This window comes from Actinoplanes sp. NPDC051411 (assembly GCF_040682075.1).
Classification (GTDB): domain Bacteria; phylum Actinomycetota; class Actinomycetes; order Mycobacteriales; family Micromonosporaceae; genus Actinoplanes.
Genome location: NZ_JBFBAD010000043.1, coordinates 1 through 19147, shown reverse-complemented (window position 1 = coordinate 19147; position 19147 = coordinate 1). Strand labels below are relative to the sequence as shown.

At 71.4% G+C, this 19147-nt stretch carries 23 protein-coding genes; 16 read left to right on the top strand and 7 right to left on the bottom strand.

Annotated features, from left to right (window positions below):
- The first annotated feature begins 78 nt into the window (after nt 1-78).
- Nucleotides 79-819: a methyltransferase gene (locus tag AB0M88_RS23875; RefSeq protein ID WP_364105703.1), complete on the top strand. Its 741-nt coding sequence runs from the start codon at nt 79-81 to the stop codon at nt 817-819.
- 209 nt (nt 820-1028) lie between these two features.
- Here the strand turns inward: AB0M88_RS23875 and AB0M88_RS23870 are convergent, their stop codons facing one another.
- From AB0M88_RS23870 to AB0M88_RS23860, 3 genes are all read right to left on the bottom strand, one after another.
- A complete protein-coding gene (locus AB0M88_RS23870) occupies nt 1029-2228 on the bottom strand; it encodes an MFS transporter (protein ID WP_364105701.1) in 1200 nt (399 codons plus the stop codon).
- A gap of 162 nt (nt 2229-2390) precedes the next feature.
- On the bottom strand, nt 2391-2747 hold the full coding sequence (locus tag AB0M88_RS23865; RefSeq protein ID WP_364105699.1) for a VOC family protein: 357 nt from the start codon (nt 2745-2747) through the stop codon (nt 2391-2393).
- Nucleotides 2748-2777: 30 nt separating this feature from the next.
- Entirely contained in the window at nt 2778-3311 is a 534-nt protein-coding gene (locus tag AB0M88_RS23860; RefSeq protein WP_364105697.1) for a TetR family transcriptional regulator, read from the bottom strand.
- 80 nt (nt 3312-3391) lie between these two features.
- Here AB0M88_RS23860 and AB0M88_RS23855 point away from each other — a divergent pair, with 80 nt between their 5' ends.
- The 6 genes from AB0M88_RS23855 to AB0M88_RS23830 all read left to right on the top strand — a co-directional run bounded on the left by AB0M88_RS23855 (nt 3392) and on the right by AB0M88_RS23830 (nt 6645).
- Nucleotides 3392-4174 (top strand): GNAT family N-acetyltransferase, encoded by a 783-nt coding sequence (locus tag AB0M88_RS23855; RefSeq protein WP_364105695.1) that lies wholly within the window; start codon nt 3392-3394, stop codon nt 4172-4174.
- Nucleotides 4175-4253: 79 nt separating this feature from the next.
- Entirely contained in the window at nt 4254-5120 is an 867-nt protein-coding gene (locus AB0M88_RS23850; RefSeq protein WP_364105693.1) for an aminoglycoside phosphotransferase family protein, read from the top strand.
- Between the two features lie 170 nt (nt 5121-5290).
- Nucleotides 5291-5455, top strand: a complete 165-nt coding sequence (locus AB0M88_RS23845) for a helix-turn-helix domain-containing protein (RefSeq protein WP_364105691.1) — start codon at nt 5291-5293, stop codon at nt 5453-5455.
- Between the two features lie 46 nt (nt 5456-5501).
- A complete protein-coding gene (locus AB0M88_RS23840; RefSeq protein ID WP_364105689.1) occupies nt 5502-5912 on the top strand; it encodes a metalloregulator ArsR/SmtB family transcription factor in 411 nt (136 codons plus the stop codon).
- On the top strand, nt 5909-6373 hold the full coding sequence (locus AB0M88_RS23835) for an SRPBCC family protein (protein ID WP_364105687.1): 465 nt from the start codon (nt 5909-5911) through the stop codon (nt 6371-6373). Before AB0M88_RS23840 ends, AB0M88_RS23835 begins: the two co-directional genes overlap by 4 nt.
- Complete coding sequence (locus AB0M88_RS23830; RefSeq protein ID WP_364105685.1) at nt 6370-6645, top strand: YciI family protein; 276 nt, start codon at nt 6370-6372, stop codon at nt 6643-6645. The genes AB0M88_RS23835 and AB0M88_RS23830 overlap by 4 nt, the downstream gene beginning before the upstream one ends.
- Here AB0M88_RS23830 and AB0M88_RS23825 read toward each other — a convergent pair.
- Both AB0M88_RS23825 and AB0M88_RS23820 read right to left on the bottom strand, forming a co-directional pair.
- Nucleotides 6638-7060 (bottom strand): nitroreductase family deazaflavin-dependent oxidoreductase, encoded by a 423-nt coding sequence (locus AB0M88_RS23825; RefSeq protein WP_364105682.1) that lies wholly within the window; start codon nt 7058-7060, stop codon nt 6638-6640. The two genes, AB0M88_RS23830 and AB0M88_RS23825, sit on opposite strands and share 8 nt — an antisense overlap.
- Nucleotides 7061-7121: 61 nt before the next feature.
- Entirely contained in the window at nt 7122-7316 is a 195-nt protein-coding gene (locus tag AB0M88_RS23820) for a hypothetical protein (RefSeq protein ID WP_364105680.1), read from the bottom strand.
- 141 nt (nt 7317-7457) lie between these two features.
- Between AB0M88_RS23820 and AB0M88_RS23815 the strand changes: the two genes are divergently transcribed.
- Both AB0M88_RS23815 and AB0M88_RS23810 read left to right on the top strand, forming a co-directional pair.
- Nucleotides 7458-8096: a dienelactone hydrolase family protein gene (locus AB0M88_RS23815; RefSeq protein ID WP_364105678.1), complete on the top strand. Its 639-nt coding sequence runs from the start codon at nt 7458-7460 to the stop codon at nt 8094-8096.
- Between the two features lie 11 nt (nt 8097-8107).
- A complete protein-coding gene (locus AB0M88_RS23810) occupies nt 8108-8758 on the top strand; it encodes a phosphoribosyltransferase family protein (protein WP_364105676.1) in 651 nt (216 codons plus the stop codon).
- Nucleotides 8759-8879: 121 nt separating this feature from the next.
- Here the strand turns inward: AB0M88_RS23810 and AB0M88_RS23805 are convergent, their stop codons facing one another.
- A complete protein-coding gene (locus tag AB0M88_RS23805; RefSeq protein ID WP_364105674.1) occupies nt 8880-10055 on the bottom strand; it encodes a D-alanyl-D-alanine carboxypeptidase in 1176 nt (391 codons plus the stop codon).
- A gap of 52 nt (nt 10056-10107) precedes the next feature.
- Between AB0M88_RS23805 and AB0M88_RS23800 the strand changes: the two genes are divergently transcribed.
- The 6 genes from AB0M88_RS23800 to AB0M88_RS23775 all read left to right on the top strand — a co-directional run bounded on the left by AB0M88_RS23800 (nt 10108) and on the right by AB0M88_RS23775 (nt 16901).
- Nucleotides 10108-11514, top strand: a complete 1407-nt coding sequence (locus tag AB0M88_RS23800) for a hypothetical protein (RefSeq protein WP_364105672.1) — start codon at nt 10108-10110, stop codon at nt 11512-11514.
- A gap of 999 nt (nt 11515-12513) precedes the next feature.
- Complete coding sequence (locus tag AB0M88_RS23795) at nt 12514-13866, top strand: ferredoxin reductase family protein (RefSeq protein WP_364105670.1); 1353 nt, start codon at nt 12514-12516, stop codon at nt 13864-13866.
- Between the two features lie 232 nt (nt 13867-14098).
- On the top strand, nt 14099-14734 hold the full coding sequence (locus AB0M88_RS23790) for a polysaccharide deacetylase family protein (protein ID WP_364105668.1): 636 nt from the start codon (nt 14099-14101) through the stop codon (nt 14732-14734).
- A 49-nt stretch (nt 14735-14783) separates the two neighbouring features.
- A complete protein-coding gene (locus AB0M88_RS23785; protein ID WP_364105666.1) occupies nt 14784-15185 on the top strand; it encodes an SRPBCC family protein in 402 nt (133 codons plus the stop codon).
- A 40-nt stretch (nt 15186-15225) separates the two neighbouring features.
- Nucleotides 15226-15774: a hypothetical protein gene (locus AB0M88_RS23780; RefSeq protein ID WP_364105664.1), complete on the top strand. Its 549-nt coding sequence runs from the start codon at nt 15226-15228 to the stop codon at nt 15772-15774.
- A gap of 77 nt (nt 15775-15851) precedes the next feature.
- Complete coding sequence (locus AB0M88_RS23775) at nt 15852-16901, top strand: aldo/keto reductase (protein WP_364105662.1); 1050 nt, start codon at nt 15852-15854, stop codon at nt 16899-16901.
- Between the two features lie 49 nt (nt 16902-16950).
- Here the strand turns inward: AB0M88_RS23775 and ald are convergent, their stop codons facing one another.
- Nucleotides 16951-18066: an alanine dehydrogenase gene (gene ald, locus AB0M88_RS23770; protein WP_364105660.1), complete on the bottom strand. Its 1116-nt coding sequence runs from the start codon at nt 18064-18066 to the stop codon at nt 16951-16953.
- 142 nt (nt 18067-18208) lie between these two features.
- Between ald and AB0M88_RS23765 the strand changes: the two genes are divergently transcribed.
- A complete protein-coding gene (locus AB0M88_RS23765) occupies nt 18209-18676 on the top strand; it encodes an Lrp/AsnC family transcriptional regulator (RefSeq protein ID WP_364105658.1) in 468 nt (155 codons plus the stop codon).
- Nucleotides 18677-19147: the final 471 nt, after the last annotated feature.

Genomic DNA, 19147 nt, shown 5'->3' with positions numbered 1-19147 from the left:
TTGCGCTCCCAAAGACCGGATGCGTCCCCGCGCGCTAATCGGTTGCGCTCTCCGGACCAGGGCGCCCACCATGCGCGGATGACCTCACCACCCGCGCTGGGCAACGGTTCTCGCCTCGACTTCAACTCGCCGCTGTCCGAGGACCGTGCCGCACGCCTGGTGACTTCGCTGGCCGCCCCGTCACCGGCGACGATTCTGGATCTGGGCTGCGGCTGGGCCGAACTCCTGCTCCGCCTCCTGGCCGCCGCCCCGGTCGCCACCGGCACCGGCGTCGAAGTCCACGGGCCCGACCTGGCCCGCGCCCGCACCAACGCGGCCGCCCGCAAGCTGGCCGACCGCGTGTCCTTCGTCGAGGGCCCGGCCGAGTCCCACCCCGACCCGGCCGACGTGGTCATCAGCATCGGCGCGTTCCACGCCTTCGGCACCGTCGCCGAGGCGCTGAAGGCGCTGCACTCCCGCGTGAACCCCGGCGGCCGGCTGCTGTTCGGCGCCGAATTCTGGGAGCGGCCCCCACCGGCCGACCGTCTCGCCGGCATGTGGCCGGGCGCGTCGCTCGACGACTGCACCGACCTGGCCGGCCTGGTCGACCAGGCTATCGTGGCCGGCTTCCGCCCCCTGCAGGTCCAGACCGCCTCCACCGCCGAGTGGGAGGACTTCGAGTCGGGCCTGGCCGCCGACGTGGAGGAGTGGCTGGCCTCCCACCCGGCCCATCCGGAGGCGGCCACCGTCCGCGAAAAGCTCGACGCCCAGCGCGGCATGTGGTTGAGAGGCCACCGCGGCTTCCTGGGCTTCGCCTATCTGACGCTGGCCGTCAGCTGACGGCTGGCGCTGCCGGTCGGCTGGCGCTGGCGGTCGGTTTGCGCTGGCTGGTGGCCGGCTGGCGCTGGGTCGGCTGACTGTTGCCGGCCGCTGCCTCTGGCCGTCGGCCGACTCTGGCCAGACGCTGAGCATGGCTGCAGTGGAGTGTGGCCTCAGCTGACCCCCGCTGGCGGCCGACCTCGGCTGGCGGCTGGCGGCTGGCGGCTGGCTCATGCTGCGCGGACTGACCTGCTCAGCGTCGCCAGGATGGCGATGAGTGTGAGCCAGCCGGCCAGGATCCAGGTCAGGGCCGGCGCGCCGAGCAGGGCGATCAGGGTGCCGCTGGCGGTGGTTCCGATCGCGGCGGCGCCGGTGGTCAGGGTGTCGATGGTGCTGGTGATCCGGCCCCGCAGGGCGTCGGGGATGACGGCCAGCCGGTAGGTGTCGAGGGCGATGTTGTAGACCGGGGCGACCACTGACTCCGCGAACGCGACGACCAGGAGCAGCCACCACGTCGGTGCCAGGGCGTAGAACGGGAAGGCAAGCGCCTCGATCCACAGCATCGTGATCGACAGGGCGCCGAGCGAGAACCGCCGGGTGAGGCCGGGGGCCAGGAGGCTGCCGAGCAGGGCGCCGGCTCCCGCGCCGGTGAAGACCAGGCCGACCTGGGCCGGGTTGGCGTGCAGGCCCTGGGCCAGCACGATGATCAGCAGGTAGCCGGCGCCGAAGCGGAGGCCGTCGGCCGCGTCCAGCACGGCCAGCGTACGGATTACCGGTTGGCGCCACAGCCATGCCAGGCCGTGGCCGATGTCGGTCACGAGAGTCGGGTGCGAAGCGGTCCGGGCCGGCTGGAAGTCGGCCCGGATGGCCCGCAGGGTTGCCGCCGACGCCAGGAACGAGACCGCGTTCACGGCGAACGGGAACATGCGGCCGACGGCGTAGGCGAGGCCGGCCACGGCGGCACCGGCGATGCGGAGCGCGCTGGACATCGCGCCGATCGTTCCCAGCGCCCGCGGCAAGGCGGCGCGGGGGACGACGTTGGGCAGCGCCGAGCTGTTCGCCGCGCCGAACAGGGTGCTGAGCGCCCCGTTGAGCACCGCGGCGGCATAGAGCTGCGGCATTCCCAGCACTCCGAACAGCGCGGCGGCCGGGACGCCGGCGGTGATCACCGCGCGGCCGATCTCGCACCAGATCATCGTTGTCTTGCGGTTCCACCGGTCGGCCAGGGCGCCCGCGAGCAGGCCGAACACGAGGCCGACCAGGGTTTGCAGGCCGAGCAGGAGGCCGGCCTGTTTCGACGACCCGGTCAGGGCGATTACCAGCAGGGGCAGGGCCAGGAACTGGAGTGAGTCGCCCAGCTGCGAGACCAGCCGTCCGCCGAGCAGCAGGCGGAAGTCGTGGCGGGGCGGCAGAACGGTGAGACTGTCCATCGCGGACTCCGGTCGACGATTGAGCTTCGGCCAGGGACACGGAAGACACGCCGGAAAAGGGCAGACTCCACCCGCGTGTCGAAGCGTGGCCGCTAAACGTCGCGGGGCGAGAACATGGGCGAGACGCTATCGGCCGGCGCGGTGCCCGGCAACGCGAATTCCTCAGTCGAAGTAGTGGACCAGGCAGAACTCGTGGCCCTCGGGATCGGTCACGACGACGACCACGCCCTCGTCGTAGTCGTGGCGCTCGCCGGTGGCCCGCCCGCCGAGCGCGATCACCGCCCCCACGGCCTCGTCGATGTCGTCGACGGAGATGTCGAGGTGGATGCGCACCTTGCCGGTCGCGGGCTCGGGCACCGGCTGGAACACCAGCCGGGGCTGCGGGTCGCCCTGCTCGCCGAGGTAGACCCAGCCGTCCCGGGACGGCCCGGGCTCACGATCGAGCAGGGCGCTCCAGAACCGGGCGACCCGCTCGGTGTCGAGGCAGTCGATCGTCACGCCGGACCACACGTTCGCCATGGGGGCGATCCTCGCATTTGTCGGGCGGGCTCACCGCGTACGGGAAATGGCCAGCGCCGCCTCGGCGGCGGCAACCAGATCGGCCCGTTCGGAAGGGTTTGGTGGGCGGCCGGTGGCCGTCATGAGCGCGAGCGTGCCGTTTTTGACCGCGGCGAAGGCCGCGTGAGCGCGGGGCGTCGGTGACCCGCCGGCCAGAGCCGAGGTCAGAGTGTCGTTGAGTTCCCGCGACTGGGGCAGCGCGCGTTCCCGCATCGCCCGCGCGGTCGACGGGTCGTCGCCCAGCAGGCGGCTGACCGCGTAGAGCGAGGCCGTGTGGTCGACGATGGCGCCGAGCAGCTCGGGGAGCGGGCGCCCGGAAGCGGTCGAGGCCAGCGTCTGGAATGCGTCCATCGGCTCGGCGACCAGCGCGGACAGGATCTCGTCCTTGGCCGTGAAGTGGTAATAGAGCGCGGCCTTGCTGATGCCCAGCCGCTTGGTGATGTCGGCGATCGACGTGCCCGCGTAGCCGTGTTCGCCGAAGAGCTCGAGCGCCACGTCGAGGATCCGCTGCTGGGTGTCCGCCATGGCGACCACCCTACTTGACGACCGGTCGGTAAGGAGCGCAGGCTACTTACCGACCGACCGGTAAGCGACGGAGGAACCAGATGAGCGAAGTTCGAGACGCCGTCGAGCGGATGTTCGCGGCCGCCAACCGGGGCGACTACGAGGCGGCCGACACGGTCTTCACCGCCGATTTCCGCAGCCACCCGCTGGGCACGACCGGCATCCCGCCGATCCGCGACTCGTGGCGGGCGATGTTCACCCGCTTCCCCGGCCTGCGGGTCGTGCCCCAGCGGATGATCAGCGACGGCGACCGCGTGGCCGTCTGGTCGAAGATCGAGAACATGCCCGGCACCCCCGAGCTGATGGAGCTGATCCGCGTGCGCGACGGCCGGGTCGCCGAACTCTGGGCCCTTGGCACGATCCGGCAGAATCTGGGCATGCGACTGGAGCCGATGACCGAAGCCCGCTATCAGACCTATTACCAGGAGCAGCTCGACTCCTACGCCACCAGCGTCGAGAAGAGCGGCGTCCCGCGCGACGAGGCGGTCCGGCGGTCCAAGAGGGACAGCGACCGCCTGCTCACCGAGGGCCGGCAGACCCCCGACCACCACCTCCTCGTCGCCTGGGACGGCGACGAGGAGGTCGGCCACATCTGGATCAAGCTGACCGATCGGCGCGCGTACGTGTACGACTTCGGCGTCCCCGAACACCTGCGGCGACAGGGTTACGGGCGCGCCACGATGGAGCTCGCCGAGCAGTGGTGCCGCGAACAGGGTGCCACCGAGATCGGCCTGCACGTCTTCGCCCACAACCCGGGCGCCCGCCGCCTCTACGAGCAGCTCGGCTTCCAGGAGACCGGCCGCCTCATGGACAAGAGACTCTGACTCGGTCGTATCGGCGGCTTCGGCCGGGAATCCGGGAAACTCGCTTGCCACCGCCGCGTGCCGGCGCCAGGGTTCGGTCGTGGAACCGTTGCCCGAACGCCTTTCCGTCGGCGTCCCGCTGGTGCGCCGGCTGATCGACACGCAGTTCCCCCGCTGGGCCGATCAGCCGATCCGGCCGGTGCCGCGCGGAGGCTGGGACAACCACACCTTCCGCCTCGGCACCGACATGCTGGTCCGCCTGCCGAGCGCCGCGTCCTATGCCCTGGCGGTCGAGAAGGAACAGCGCTGGCTGCCGTTCCTGGCGCCGAGGCTGCCGTTGCCCATTCCGGTTCCGCTCGCCGCGGGCCGGCCGGACGTGGATTATCCCCATCCGTGGTCGGTCTACCGCTGGATCGACGGCGAAACCGTGAGCGTCCCTCTCGATTCCTGTGCCGACGCGCTGGCCGATTTCCTCACGGCACTGCGGGGGGTCGATCCGGCCGGCGGACCGGGGCCCGGGCTGCACAACTGGTACCGCGGGGGCCCGCTGCAGACCTATGACGAGGGCATCAAGGACGGCATCGAGAAGCTCGACGATCCGGGCCTGCGCGGCGCCGTCGCGGATTCCTGGCAGGAGTCGCTCGACGCCCCGTGGCACGGCGAGCCGGTCTGGTTCCACGGCGACATCGCCCCGGGCAACCTGCTGGCCGACCGGGGTGCCCTCAGCGCGGTCATCGACTTCGGCACGTGCGGCGTCGGCGATCCGGCCTGCGACCTCGCGATCGCCTGGACCTCGCTGACCGCGTCGGCCCGCGAGGCCTTCCGCAACCGTATGGGCGTCGACGACGCGACGTGGCTGCGCGGGCGCGGCTGGGCCCTGTGGAAGGCCACGGTGGCCGGGCCGGCGCTCGACGTCATCGACCGGATCCTGGGCCGGGCGGACAGGTGGCCGGCGTCCTCCTGCTGACCCTGACCGCCGAACGCGACTTCCACCCGCCGCCCGCGCCCGCCTGCACCGCGTGCTGGTCGACGAACTCCACGAGCCCCCGAACAGCCCCTCCGCCTGCCGTCTCCCCACGACGACCGGCTGCGCACGATCGCCCGCACCCTGAGCCGCCTCTTCACGACGAGCTGGGCATGACCTTCTACGAGTGGCGCACCCAGCTGCGCATCTGCCACGCCCTGGTCCTGCTGGCCGAGGGCCACGACACCACCCGCGTGGCCCTCGCCTGTGGCTGGTCCAACCCGAGCCGATTCATCGCCGCCTTCACCGCAGTGGCCGGCAGCGCACCGTGGCCGTAGTTGAGGCTTGACGAGCCCATCGGTAAGCCGTAGCTTACGGTAAGCCATGACGAACGCAACCGCGATGTTGAGCGCGCTGGGCGACCCGACCCGGCAAGCCATTCTCGACAAGCTGACCCACGGGCCCCTCGCCGTCGGCCAGCTGGCCGACGTGCTGCCGGTGAGCCGCCCGGCCGTCTCCCAGCACCTCAAGGTGCTCAAGGAGGTGGGCCTGGTGACCGACCGGCAGGAGGGCACCCGCCGCCTCTACCAGGCCGACCCCGAGGCGCTGGCCGTGCTCCGGGCCTACCTCGACGCCTTCTGGGAGCGCTCGCTGGCCGCCTTCCAGGACCGGACCGCGAAAGACCGGACCGCGAAAGACCGGGCCGCGACAGACCGGACCGCGAAAGACCGGGCCGCGACAGACCAGACCGCGAAAGACCAAACTGCGAAAAACCAGACCGGAGAAAGCCCATGATCGAGACGGATAGCGCCGTCCGGCGGGAGATCGTCGTCGACGTCCCACCGGAGCGCGCGTTCGAACTGTTCACCGCCGAGATGACCTCGTGGTGGCCGGCCGACCATCACATCGGCTCGGCCCCGATCGCCGAAGTGCTCATCGAACCGCGCCCCGGCGGCCGCTGGTACACCCGGCACGAGGACGGCACCGAGACCTCGACCGGCGTCGTCGTGGCCTGGGAGCCGCCCGGCCGTTTCGTCGTCACCTGGCAGATCGGCGCCGACTGGAAGTTCCACACCGACCTGGTCACCACCGTCGACGTCCGCTTCGAGCCGGCCGGCGACGGGCGCACCCGGGTCCGGCTCGAGCACCGCGACCTCGACGCCTTCGGCGCCGACGCGGCCGCGATGAAGAAGACGTTCGAGGATCCGGGCGCCTGGGATTCCACGCTCCGGGCGTACGCGTCGGCGGCGTCATGACGACCCGCTACGTGATGCTCTACCACTCGGCCGACGACGTGGCCCAGAAGGCACCGGCCCACTTCCCGGCCCATCTCGCCCGCATCCACGAGTTCCGCGACCGGGGCGAGGTCCTCTCCATCGGCACGTTCGCCGACCCTCAGCAGCACGGCGCCATGGCGATCTTCCCGACCCGCGAGGCGGCCGAGAAGTTCGTGGCCGACGATCCCTTCCTGCTCAACGGCGTCATCCGCGCCTACGAGATCCGGGAGTGGAACGACATGCTCAGCTGACCGTCGCCGGTGAGAGCCGCAGGAACGGCAGCCGGCGGCCGAGTTCGGCCAGATCCGCGTCGGAGCCGTCGATCTCGTATCCCATCCGGCGGGCGACCACCCGGGCCGCCCGCCGGTGCCGGCGGCCGTAGGCGAGCAGCACCGCCGAGCCTTCCTCGGCGTCGAGCGCCCGGACCGTCACCGGCTGCCGGTGGGTGCCGAGCGTCATCGTCGTGCGGGGCGAGGCGAGCAGGTTGCGATACCAGTCCGCGCGCGGCCCGTACCCCGACGCCACCGTGACCGCGCCGCCGGCCCGGTCCACCACCTCGAGCACCACCTCATGCTGCCGCCCGGTGCGCCGCCCGACGTGTTCGACCAGCACCAGCCGCCGCCCGAAGACCCCGCCGAGCCCGGCGTGACAGAGCGCGATCGGCAATCTCAGCAGCCGTCGGCCAAGGCCGCCGGGAGGGTCCGGCTTTCCGACCGTACGCACGGAATCAGCGCCTCACCGGCGTCAACTCGACCGGGCGGCGGTCGTCGGGGTCGAGGTGCAGGATGCCGTCGATCGCCGCGATCATGGGCGAGATCACCCAGTTGTAGCAGGGAACGGCCACCGCCTCGGCGATCTCGTGCACGTTGCGCGCGGTCACGCTGGCGTCGATGTGTGGGATGTCGGGCCGGACGTCGCTCATGATTCCCCCTAAAGTCATTGCACACTGCAATCATTGTCCTATGCACCGGTCGAGCGCCAGCCCTCTCACCCCGGACGACAAGTCAGACGTATAGCCCCGCCCACCCCCGGGTATCCGCAGTTCAGAGGCGGGGAGGGCGACATGGCGGAAATGGCGGTCCGGACCGCCGAGGGCGCGGCCCTCGACGGCGACCTCACGCTGCCGGCGCACACCCGGGGCGTCGTGCTGTTCGCGCACGGCAGCGGCAGCTCACGGCACAGCCCCCGCAACCGCGCGGTCGGCGGGGCCCTCAACCGGCACGGCCTGGCGACCCTGCTCGTCGACCTGCTCACCGCCGACGAGGAGGTGCGCGACGCACGTACCCATGATCTGAGGTTCGACATCGGCCTGCTGGCCGACCGCCTGGCCGGCATCGTCGACCGGCTCGGCGGCGCGCCGGAGACGGCCGGCCGGCCGGTCGGCCTCTTCGGCGCCAGCACCGGCGCCGCGGCCGCCCTGGTCGCCGCAGCCGGGCGGCCCGGCGACATCGCCGCCGTGGTCTCCCGCGGCGGCCGCCCCGACCTGGCCGGCCCGGCCCTGATCCAGGTCACGGCGCCCACGCTGATGCTGGTCGGCGAGCTCGACACGGCCGTACGCGAGCTCAACGAGCAGGCCCGCACCGTGATGACCGCGCACGCCGAACTGCGGATCGTCCCCGGCGCCACCCACCTGTTCGAGGAACCGGGCGCGCTCGACGTGGTCGCCGAGGAGGCGGCCGCCTGGTTCACCACCTACCTCTGAGGGGGTCAGCCATGCTCTTCGCCGACCGGGACCAGGCGGGCCGCGAGCTCGCCGACGAGATCACGCGACTGTGCCCGCCGGGCGCGGCCGACCAGCGGCCGCTCGTGCTGGCGCTGCCCCGCGGCGGCGTACCGGTGGCCGCCCACGTCGCCGCGGCGATCGACGCCGACCTCGGCGTGGTGGTCGCCCGCAAGATCGGGGCGCCGGGCCGTCCCGAGTACGGCATCGGCGCGATCGCCGAGGACGGGCCGCCCACCTTCGACATCGAGGCCCTGGACGCCCTCGGCCTGACCGAAACCGACCTGGCCGGCGCCGTGGCCGCCGAGCGCACCGAGCTGGCCCGGCGCATCCGGCGCTACCGCGGCGACCGGCCGCTGCCGGCCATGACCGGCCGCACCGTCATCCTCGTCGACGACGGCCTCGCGACGGGGGTCACGGCGGTTGCCACCCTGCGCTGGCTGCGGCTCCGCGCCCCGGCCCGGCTGATGCTCGCCGTGCCGGTCTGCGCCGCCGCCGCCCGCGACCTGGTCGACGCCGAATCCGACCAGGTCGTCTGCCTGCACATGCCGCCACTGTTCCGCGCGGTCGGCCGCTGGTACGACGACTTCGCCCAGCTCACCGACGCCGACGTGGACCGGCTGCTCCACGCCGCGGCCCACTGACCCCGCCGGCCCCACCCGAGGGTTTTCGAGGGTTTCCGCGGCAGTCTTCCGCATGGCGACGGCCCGTCCGTCTCGGTGGTTCGAGTCAGTTTCGCCGCGCTACCCACTGGCGGGCGTGGGCTCAGGGCGTTCGCGTCAGCCTCCACCAGAGGGACGGGGCGGTCACGGCGCGGTCGGTGCGGAGCTCGACGCGTACAGCCGAAGGGCCGGGGCGCGCCTCGGCCGCACCGACGGTCTGGCCGGAACGCACCGAGGCGCCCGGCGCCGAGGTGATGACCTTGACCGGCACGCTCAGGCCGGGCCAGCCGATGACCTTCAGCGCGGAGGCCGCGCTGACCGTGGCCTCCGCGCCCCACGCCGTCGTGATCTTGCCGATCGGCTGGGCGGGAATGATCGAATAGGTGTGGATCGCCGACCGAACCGAGGTCAGCAGCTTGTGCACGACCTTGTTGACCCGCTCGAGCTGCGCGGGCGTGCCCTCCCCGGGCTGGTTGAAGACCGCGCCGACAATCGTGAGAACCTGGCCGTCGAGCTCGAGCCGGCTGGCGAAGACCAGATTGCCGCCGGCCTCCGTCGTCGACCCGGTCTTGATGCCGAAAACGCCGTCCCGGCCGAGCATGTCGTTGTAGTTCTTGATCCTGCCAGCGACCGGGATCGTGGCCGCCGGCTCGGCGATGATGTCCGCGAACACCTCGTCCTCCACCGCGGCCCGGGCGAGAATGACCTGGTCAGCCGCGGTGCTCACGGTGCTCGGCAGAAAGCCGCTCGGGTCGGTGTACTTCGTGCCGGTCATGCCCAGCTCGGCCGCCGCATCATTCATGTCGGCGATGAACGCGTCGGCGCTCCCGGCATCCCAGACGCCGAGCATGTGGGCAATATTGTTGGCCGACGGCAGCATCAAAGCCTCAAGAGCCTGCCGCTCGGTGATCCGCTCACCCGTCGCGACCTTGACCAGCGACTGCCCGCTCGGAATGCGCGACTGATAGTCCTCCACGTCAGCCGCGCTCACGGTGAGCATCGGGCCGGGGTCGTCGCCGCTCAGCGGATGGTTCTTGAGAATCAGGTACGCCGTCATCACCTTGGCGACGCTCCCGATCGGAGCCGACTTCTTCCCGTTGACACCACCGAGACGGCCAAGCCCCTCGACCATCATCTCGGCCGAGCCGCTCTTGGGCCACGGAAGCTTGAGCGCCGAGCCCGGAATCTTGATGCTCTGCGCGACGGTGACCGTGACGTGGGGCGGGGGAGGGGTACGACGGAGCTGGACGGTGACGCCGGAGGTGAGCGCGGCCAGCACCACGATGAGGGTCAGCAGGAGAGCGCGGCGCTTGGTCAGGTGGAGCTTGAGGGTGATCGGGGTCGGTTCTTTTCCCAGTTCCGGCGCGGTCGTGGGCCTGGGCTCGGGTTCGTCCTTGGGGCCGTCCTTGGGGTCGTCCTTCGGCCTGTCGTTTGGCTCGGCTTCGGGCGCGGTGGTCGGCTCGGATTTGGGCGGGGCTTTCGGTTCGGCCTTCGGTTCGGATTTGGGCCGGGTTTTCGGCTCGGATTCGGGTTCGGTTTCTGGTTCGGTCTTTGGTTCGGCTTTCGGTTTGGTTTTCGGTTTGGTTTTCGGCTCGGCCGCAGGCAGAGCGATCGGCTGGGTGGCGTCCGACTGCGGGATGGCCTTCGCCGGCGACACGGCCTTCGCGGATGCCGGCGGGAGGGCCATGACCTGCGTGGTGTCTGCCGTCGCACCTGGTGCCGAGGGCGCGGAGCCTTGCGCGGGCGAGGACGATGACCTGCTGCCAGCGGGCGAGGTGCCCTTTGCCGGCGCCGATGACGTGGTGGCCGTCGTGATCGGGCGAGTGGCTTCCGCCGGCGGCGACGGCGCCGCGGCCTTCGCCGTTTGCGCGATCGGCCGCGTGGCATCGGCGGGCCGGTCGGCCTTCGCCGGTGCCGAGGGCCCAGCCGCTACGGGCGCAGCACCTTTCGCGCTCGCCGCAGGCTGGGCCGGCCACGGCGGCGCGGGTCGCGCGGTTCCTCTCGCGGGTGGGGTAGTGGTCGGGGGTGTTGCCTGTGCTGAGCCCTTCGCGGGTGGGGTGGCGGTCGGGGATGTCGCTCGCGCCGAGCCCTTCGCGGGTGCTGCGGCTGGGGTAGTGGTCGGGGGTGTTGCCCGTGCCGAACCCCTTGCAGGTGCTGCAGGTTGGGTAGTGGTCGGGGGTGTTGCCGGTGCCGAACCCCTCGCGGGTGGTGCGGGCTGGGTAGCGGGCGGCGGTGTTGGGGGCGCATCCTTCGCCGGCGCTGCGGATTGGGCAGCGGTCGGCGGCTCGGTGGCAGCTGCCGCGTTCGAGGGTTCGGCGCGCTTCGGCGGAGTTACGGATGCGGAGGCTCTCGCCGCTGCCGCAGGCTGTGCCGTCGTCGGCCGCGCGGTGCCCTTCGCCGGTGCTGTGGTTTGGCCGCCGCTCGGCGGTTCCGCCGGGGTTTTGGGCTGGGCGGCAGTCGGTGGTTCCTTGGGGGTTGCGGGCTGGGCGGTAGGCGGTGGCTGGGTGGAAGCCTGGTCATGGGCAGCCTCCGGCGGCGTCGCGGATGTGCTGGCCTTCGTGGGTTCTGTGGGCCTTGCGGTCGTCGGTGGTGTCGCCCGTGCGGTGCCCCTTGCCGGCGCCGTGGGTTGCGCAGTCGTCGGTGGTGTCGGCTCTGCGGCGGCCTTTGCGCCCGTCGCGGGCTGGCCGGTCGTCGGTGGCTGCGCTGACTCTGCGGGCTGGGTGGCAGTCGGTGGCTGAGCTGGCGCTGCGCGCTGGGTGGCAGTCGGCGGCTGAGCTGGCTCTGCGGCCTGGGTGTCACTCGGCGTCTGAGTGGAGGCCTCGCCTTGGGACCCCTTAGGCGCCGCGGATGCTGCGGCATTCGACGGTGTCCCGGATTGGGGGGCGGTCGGTTCCGCGGGATCTGTGCCCTGAGGAGGCTTGGCGGGCGTCATGGCCTTCGTGGTCGCCGGAGGCGTCGCCCGTGCGGTTCCTCTGGCTGGGGCGGCTTCTTGATTCGCCCCTGCCTGCGCTTCGCCCGCGGAGTCTTTCGCGGACATTGCCGGTGCGGATGTTGCCGGCTGGGCGCCAGACGGTGGCCCCTCGGGCGCCGCCGCCTTCGACACGGCCGTCGGTTGCGCGGTCGTCGCCGGCGACGTGGGCTGCGTTTCCGCCGACGCTGTGGGCTGCGCCGGTGTCGGCTCCGCGGTGTCCTTGGCGGGCACCGTCCCAGCCGGTGTTTCCGCTGGCGATGTGGCGGGCGCCGCCGCAGCCGGTGTTTCCGCTGGCGGTGTCGCGGGCTTGGCCGCCTTCACCGGCGACGTCGCCTGGGCGGCCCGTGGCGGCCATGACGGCGGGCCCGGCTTCGTCGGTGCCGCGGCCTCCGCCTTCGGAGGCCATGACGGCGGGCTTGCCTTTGTTGGCGACGCGGGCCGCGTACCCGTCTCGGCGCCCGCCGGTTTCGAAGGCCCGGCCGATGGGGGTGTCGCCGAATCTTCGGGGAGCGGTTTTGCCGGTACGTTAGCTTCCGACAGGGCGGTAGGCTGCGTCGGGGCTTCCGCCTCAACCGTGCCCGGGCCATCCGGCTCGGCCGCCGCCTTCGCCATTCGTTCGCTCCTTCCCCGGCCCGGACCGCCCGGGCGCGGGGACATTATTGCCGGTGCGAAGTATCTCCGCGGTTGTCGGCTGTGCGATTGCACACACGAACCAACCACCGCTAGGAGTGGTACACGCTGGCAACGTCGACTCCCGGGAGTTCGGATGACCGCGACAGTGCCTCAGACCAGCACCGCCACCTCGCCGGCACGCACCGCCCGCGTGGTGGCCGCCGTGTTCGTGGTCGCCAATCTGGCGATCGTCGAGGGGATGTACTTCACCGCCAGCCCGCCGGCACACAACACGCTGACCGCGGTCGGGCGTTTTCTCGGGCTGCACCTGGCGTTCGTGATGGCCATGCAGCTTCTGCTGATCGCCCGGCTGCCTTTCCTCGACCGTCGGGTCGGGATGGACCGGCTGACCACGTGGCACCGGCGGACCGGGTTCACGCTTTTCTGGCTGGTGTTGCTGCACCCCACGTTTGTGCTGCTCGGCTACTCGAAGCTTGACAAGATTTCGTTCTTCGGCGAGTTTTCCAATCTGGCCAAGCAGACCCCGGTCCTTTTCGGGATGGTCGCGGCGGCCCTGGTTCTGATCACCGGCTTCTTCTCCGTGCGATTCGCACGGCGCCGACTTCCGTACGAGGCGTGGCACGCTCTCCACCTCGTCGTCTACGTCGTGATCGTCCTGGCGATCCTGCACCAGTTGTCGGAGGGCAGCGCCTTCAAGACGAACGCCCTGACCCAGCTCTACTGGTGGGCGCTCTGGGCGTTCGCGATCGGCGCCCTGATCACCGGCCGGATGATCGTCCCGCTGGTTCGTAACGCCCGGCACCGGCTGACCGTCGCCGCGGTCGTGCCCGAGGCCGGCGACGTCGTCTCGGTCTATGCGACCGGCCACGACCTGGGCCGGCTCAACGCGCGGGCCGGCCAGTTCTTCCTGTGGCGTTTCCCGGGTGACAACGGCTGGTTCCAGGTCAACCCGTGGTCGCTCTCGGCGGCCCCCGACGGCCGCAACCTTCGGCTGACCGCCAAGGGCATCGGGAAAACCAGCCGCTCGCTGCGGAACCTTCAGGTCGGGGCGAAGATCTTCGCCGAGGGACCGTACGGGGCGTTCACCGCTGACCAGCGCACTCGGCCCGATGCGCTGTTGATCGCGGGCGGCATCGGTGTCACGCCGATTCGGGCGCTGCTCGAGGATGAGCACATGACCGGCGACATCGTGGTGCTCTACCGGGTGCGGGACGAGGCCGAGGCGGTGCTGCTGGGCGAGTTGCGCAATCTGGCGTCGGCGCGCGGTGCCCGGCTTCACCTGGTCACCGGGCGGACGGGGGCGGGGTCGCCGCCGTTCGACCCGTTCAGCCCGGAAAACCTGCGCCGGATGGTTCCGGACGTGACCGAGCGGGACACGTACGTCTGTGGACCGTTGCCGATGACCGAGGCCGTCCTCCGCGGTCTTCGCGGTCTTGGGGTGCCGTCGCGGCAGGTCCACGCGGAGGTCTTCCGCCTGGCGAGTTGACATTGCGGGCATCCCGTAGGGTGCCCGCGTGATTGATGAGCGTCGTCGTCTTCGGTTCGGCGCGTGCTGTGCCGTGCTCGTGTTGCTGTCGCTCGCGGGCTGCGGCCCGGCGGCGGCTCCTGCGACGGCGGTTCCGGTGCCCGTGGTCAGTGCCGTCAGTGTCGCGCCGACGGCGGGCACGCGCCCCGTTCCGCCCTCTCAGCCGCCGCCGGTCGGCTGGAAGCTTTCCGATGTGCCGCAGTTCGGACTGCCGCCCGCGCCCGAGCCGATCACGTTGCCGCCCGGCGACCAGGTGCCGTTTCTGTCGCGGGTCCCGGTCACTCAGCCGGTGGCGTTCCTGACGATCGACGACGGCTATCTGAAGCCGGCCGAGGCGCCGAAGCTGCTGGCCGCCGCGCGCATCCCGGTCACTTTGTTCCTGACCACCGACGCCATCCACGACAACGTGCCGTTCTTCGACAACCTTCGGTTGTACGGCGCGGTCATCGAGGCGCACACGATCACCCACCCGGAGCTCAGCGGCCGGGGCGAGGAGTTCCAGCACCGCCAGATCTGCGACGGCGCCGACCAGCTCGGCACGTGGTACGGCCGTCGGCCGCTGCTGTTCCGGCCGCCGTTCGGCGACAAGGACAGCACCACACTGCGGGTCGCCAAGGGCTGCGGCATCAAGGCCGCCTTCATGTGGAAGGAGACGGTCGACAAGGGCATCGTGCGCTTCCAGGAAGGCAACCGGGTCCAGCCCGGCGACATCATCCTGATGCATTTCCGGCCGGCGTTCGTGAAGGATTTCCTGGCCGCCCTCCGCGCGATCAAGAAGGCCGGGTTGACGCCGGCGCTGCTCGAGAACTACGTCCCCGGCGCCGTCTGACGCCCGGCCGGGGCCGACGGGCGGCGGCGAATTTTGGCAGGATGCCGTCATGCCTTCCTCCACCCGGCACCTGGGCGAACGCATCGCCCGTCCCGCCGCCGAGGTCTACGCGTTCGTCGCCGACCCGGCCAACCTCCCGCGCTGGTCGTCCGGCCTCGGCAGCTCGATCCAGCTGGTCGACGACGAGTGGATCATCGAGTCGCCCGAGGGCAAGCTGCGCTTCGAATTCGTCGAGGCCAACGACCTGGGCGTGCTCGACCACCGGGTCACGTTCCCGAGCGGCGACACCTTCTACAACCCGATGCGCGTCGTCCCCTACGACGACGGCTGCGAGATCACCTTCGCGGTGCGGCGGTTCGGCGACATCTCCGACGCCGACTTCGACCGTGACACCGCGGCCGTCGCCGCCGACCTGGCCAAGCTCAGAGAGGTGCTCGAGGCGGGCGGGTAAATCGATGGCCGGGCCGGCCGGGTCTTGCGACGATCGGCCCATGCACGTGACCGTCACCCGTGCCGCGACCGGCTCGACGTGCGCGACCATTCGGCGCGACGACGGCGTGGTGCTCGAACTGCCCGGCTACGACCGCACCTTCCGCGTGCCCCACGACCTGGCCCACGCGGTGACCGAGCGCGCCCTCGGCCTCTCCCGGGGCGTCTTCGGCTCGATCGCGGGCGGCGGCGTCTTCGACAACATGCGCGTCGTCGCCGGCCGCCGCCCCCGCCACGACGCCGCCGAGCGCAGCCGACGCCTGCTGGCCGCCAACAAGGCCGAACTCGGCCGGGCCGAGCTGATCGCCGGCGTCATGCACCAGGGCGTCGAACACCACACCGACCCGCTGCCCCGGGCGAGGGAAGCCTGGCACGCCTTCACGACCGACCCGTTTCCCTGCTCCGACGACGAGTTCCGCGCCGCCGCCGCCGACCTGGCCGCCCTGGCCGACGCCTACACCGCGACCGGCACGGTCGAGTTCACCTGGCCCACCCGTCTGACCAGCCCGGTTCCGCCCCCGGTGGTCAAGAAACGCCGAGGCCGCCAGTGATGTTGATCCGGTAGACAAGGGCCCACCTCTGGAGTTGGCTGGAACCCGCTGACTATCCCGGAGAGAAGGATCAACACATGCAGTACCGGCAGCTTGGCCGTACGGGTCTGAGGGTCTCGACGTTCACCCTCGGCACGATGGGCTTCGGCGGCACCGGCTGGGCCACCCCCGTCGGCACGATCGGCGTGGACGGCGCCCGCGAGGAGATCGCGATCGCCAAGGACGCGGGCGTCAACATGATCGACACCGCGGACGTCTACTCGGAAGGCCTGGCGGAGGAGATCCTCGGCCAGGCGCTCGGCACCACCCGCGACGAGTGGCTGATCGCGACCAAGGTGCGCATGCCGATGGGTGACGGCCCGAACGACGCCGGCCTCTCCCGCCACCACGTGATCCGTGGCGCCGAGGCCAGCCTGCGCCGCCTCGGCACCGACTACATCGACCTCTTCCAGGTGCACGAGTGGGACGGGCAGACGCCCCTCGAGGAGACGCTGAGCGCGCTCGACGACCTGGTCCGCAGCGGCAAGGTGCGCTACATCGGCTGCTCCAACTACGGCGCCTGGCAGATGATGAAGGCGCTCGGCTTCTCGGAGCGGCTGGGCATCGAGCGGTTCGCCGGCAACCAGCTCTACTACTCGCTGCAGAACCGCGACATCGAGACCGAGATCGTCCCGGCCGCGGTCGACCAGGGCGTCGGCATCCTGGTCTGGAGCCCGCTCGCCGGCGGCCTGCTTTCCGGCAAATACCGTCGCGGCGTCGACGCCCCGCCCGGCAGCCGTCACCTCACCGAGTGGTCGGAGCCCCCGGTCCACGACGAGGACAAGCTCTACGACACGATCGAGCTCGCGGTGAAGATCGGCGAGTCGCACGGCGTCTCGGCAGCCCAGGTCTCCCTGGCCTACATCGCCCAGAAACCCGCCGTCACCTCGATCATCGTGGGCGCCCGCACGCCGGAACAGCTCCGCGACAACCTCGCCGCGGCCGACCTGGTGCTGACCGCCGACGAGGTCAAGGCGCTCGACGACGTGAGCAGCACCCCGCTGAGCTACCCGTTCTGGCACCAGCGCAACACCAGCACCGACCGGCTCTCGGAGGCCGACCTGACGCAGATCAACCACTACCTGTGAGACGCGGCCGCCCGGGGTTGTGACAACCCCGGGCGGCTTTGGTGCCGGGTCAGGCGAGGACGGCGTCGACCTCGACCGAAGGGAGGCCCAGCGCTTCACCGACGGAAGCATTGGTGAGCTGCCCGGCGTGCACGTTCAGGCCGAGAGCCAGGGCGTCGTCGGCGCGCAGCGCGGCCTCCCAGCCGAGGTCGGCCAGCCGCAGGGCGTATGGCAGAGTGGCGTTGGTCAGCGCGTACGTCGACGTGTTCGGCACCGCGCCCGGCATGTTGGCCACGCAGTAGAAGATCGAGTCGTGCACGCGGTAGATCGGGTCCTCGTGGGTCGTCGCGTGCGAGTCCTCGAAGCAGCCGCCCTGGTCGATCGCGATGTCGACCAGCACCGAGCCGGCCTTCATCCGCTTGACGAGGTCGTTGCTGACCAGCTTGGGGGCCTTCGCGCCCGGCACGAGCACCGCGCCGATCACCATGTCGGCCTCGAGCACCGACTGCTCGATCGCGTAGGCGGACGACACCAGCGTCTTGACCCGCCCGCCGAACTGGGCGTCGATCTGCCGCAGCCGGTTGATGTTGAGGTCGAGGATCGTCACCTCGGCGCCCAGCCCGAGCGCGATCGTCGCCGCGTTCACCCCGGAGACGCCACCGCCGATCACCGTCACCTTGGCCGGCGCCACACCGGGCACGCCACCCGGCAGCACGCCCCGGCCGCCGCTGTTGCGCATCAGGCTGTACGCCCCGACCTGCGGCGCGAGCCGCCCGGCCACCTCGGACATCGGCGCGAGCAGCGGCAGCGAACCGTCGGCCAGCTGCACGGTCTCGTACGCGATGGCGGTCGTCCCGCTGTTCATCAGAGCTTTGGTGCCCTCGGCGTCGGCGGCCAGGTGCAGGTAGGTGAAGAGCACCTGCCCGGCGCGCAGCCGGTGATATTCCTGCGCGATCGGCTCCTTGACCTTGAGCAGCAGGTCGGCCTGCGCCCACACGCTGTCCGCATCCGGGATGATCGTCGCGCCCGCACCGGCGAAGTCGTCGTCGGCGATCGCGGACCCGGCCCCCGCACCGGCCTGGATCAGCACCTGGTGACCGCGGCGCACGAACTCCGCGACTCCCGCCGGGGTGATCGCCACCCGGTACTCGTGGTTCTTGACCTCGGACGGCACACCGATCCGCATGGGCTTGTTCCCTCTCCGTAACGGGAGCGACGTTGCTCTCTGATGGTTAGAGTGAAACGATGTGCTGCGCGGGCGCAACAATGGCGCAGAAGATTCTGCGGCCTACTACCGCAACGAAGAAGATGCGAAAAGACAGGGTCCGATGACCGACGTACCGAAGGATCTTCGAAGTGTCGATCCGATCGACAGAGAGTTACTGACCCTGCTCGAGGCTGACGGCCGCATGGCCAACAACGCCCTCGCCGAGCGCGTCGGCATCGCCCCCTCGACCTGCCTCACCCGCATCCGCCGCCTCCGCGAGATCGGCGCCATCCGCGGCTTCCACGCCGACGTCGACCCGGCCTGGATCGGCCGCCCCATCGAGGCAATGATCGCCGTCCGCATCCGCTCCGAATCCCGCGACGCCATCGGCAAGTTCGCCGAGTCCCTGGCCGGCATCCCAGCCGTCCGCGACGTCTACTTCGTCTCCGGCTCCTACGACTTCCTCCTCCACGTGGCCGCCGCCGACGTCGACGACCTCCGCACGGTCATCACCGACCGCCTCAGCGGCACCCGCCTCATAGCCGGCACCGAGACCTACCTCATCTTCGAACACCGCCGCGGCGCCTGACTCCTTGGATGTACGCGGGTGAACGGCGCTCGAGGCCCGTGTGCCCGCCACCCAGCTGCCCGCACCGGCTCCCCGCCGCGCCCCGCGGACCTTGCATGGTCACCCCAACCCGGTCCGCACCCGAGCCACTTTGTTCCGCGTGCCGATCTCAAGCGGGCCCCGTCCGTGCTGCCGCCGCTCGGCCCGCGCGCCTGCCCGCCTGCCCGAGCGCCGGCCCGCCTGCCCGAGCGCCGGCCCGCCTGCCCGAGCGCCGGCCCGCCTGCCCGCGCGCCGGCCCGCCTGCCCGCGCGCCGGCCCGCCTGCCCGAGCGCCGGCCCGCCTGCCCGAGCGCCGGCCCGCGCGCCCGAGCGCCGGCCCGCGCGCCTGCCGGCCCGCTCGCCTGCCGGCCCGCTCGCCTGCCGGCCCGCTCGCCTGCCGGCCCGCTCGCCTGCCGGCCCGCTCGCCTGCCGGCCCGCTCGCCTGCCGGCCCGC

Excerpts from the sequence above, each read along its gene's own strand:
- AB0M88_RS23845 (WP_364105691.1), top strand. The coding sequence starts at position 5,291 with ATGACCTTCTACGAGTGGCGCACCCAGCTGCGCATCTGCCACGCCCTG.
- AB0M88_RS23795 (WP_364105670.1), top strand. The coding sequence starts at position 12,514 with ATGACCGCGACAGTGCCTCAGACCAGCACCGCCACCTCGCCGGCACGC.
- AB0M88_RS23840 (WP_364105689.1), top strand. The coding sequence starts at position 5,502 with ATGACGAACGCAACCGCGATGTTGAGCGCGCTGGGCGACCCGACCCGG.
- AB0M88_RS23860 (WP_364105697.1), bottom strand. The coding sequence starts at position 3,311 with ATGGCGGACACCCAGCAGCGGATCCTCGACGTGGCGCTCGAGCTCTTC.
- AB0M88_RS23855 (WP_364105695.1), top strand. The coding sequence starts at position 3,392 with ATGAGCGAAGTTCGAGACGCCGTCGAGCGGATGTTCGCGGCCGCCAAC.
- AB0M88_RS23810 (WP_364105676.1), top strand. The coding sequence starts at position 8,108 with ATGCTCTTCGCCGACCGGGACCAGGCGGGCCGCGAGCTCGCCGACGAG.
- AB0M88_RS23775 (WP_364105662.1), top strand. The coding sequence starts at position 15,852 with ATGCAGTACCGGCAGCTTGGCCGTACGGGTCTGAGGGTCTCGACGTTC.
- AB0M88_RS23785 (WP_364105666.1), top strand. The coding sequence starts at position 14,784 with ATGCCTTCCTCCACCCGGCACCTGGGCGAACGCATCGCCCGTCCCGCC.
- AB0M88_RS23830 (WP_364105685.1), top strand. The coding sequence starts at position 6,370 with ATGACGACCCGCTACGTGATGCTCTACCACTCGGCCGACGACGTGGCC.
- AB0M88_RS23780 (WP_364105664.1), top strand. The coding sequence starts at position 15,226 with ATGCACGTGACCGTCACCCGTGCCGCGACCGGCTCGACGTGCGCGACC.
- AB0M88_RS23875 (WP_364105703.1), top strand. The coding sequence starts at position 79 with ATGACCTCACCACCCGCGCTGGGCAACGGTTCTCGCCTCGACTTCAAC.
- ald (WP_364105660.1), bottom strand. The coding sequence starts at position 18,066 with ATGCGGATCGGTGTGCCGTCCGAGGTCAAGAACCACGAGTACCGGGTG.
- AB0M88_RS23870 (WP_364105701.1), bottom strand. The coding sequence starts at position 2,228 with ATGGACAGTCTCACCGTTCTGCCGCCCCGCCACGACTTCCGCCTGCTG.
- AB0M88_RS23835 (WP_364105687.1), top strand. The coding sequence starts at position 5,909 with ATGATCGAGACGGATAGCGCCGTCCGGCGGGAGATCGTCGTCGACGTC.
- AB0M88_RS23815 (WP_364105678.1), top strand. The coding sequence starts at position 7,458 with ATGGCGGAAATGGCGGTCCGGACCGCCGAGGGCGCGGCCCTCGACGGC.
- AB0M88_RS23765 (WP_364105658.1), top strand. The coding sequence starts at position 18,209 with ATGACCGACGTACCGAAGGATCTTCGAAGTGTCGATCCGATCGACAGA.
- AB0M88_RS23820 (WP_364105680.1), bottom strand. The coding sequence starts at position 7,316 with ATGAGCGACGTCCGGCCCGACATCCCACACATCGACGCCAGCGTGACC.
- AB0M88_RS23865 (WP_364105699.1), bottom strand. The coding sequence starts at position 2,747 with ATGGCGAACGTGTGGTCCGGCGTGACGATCGACTGCCTCGACACCGAG.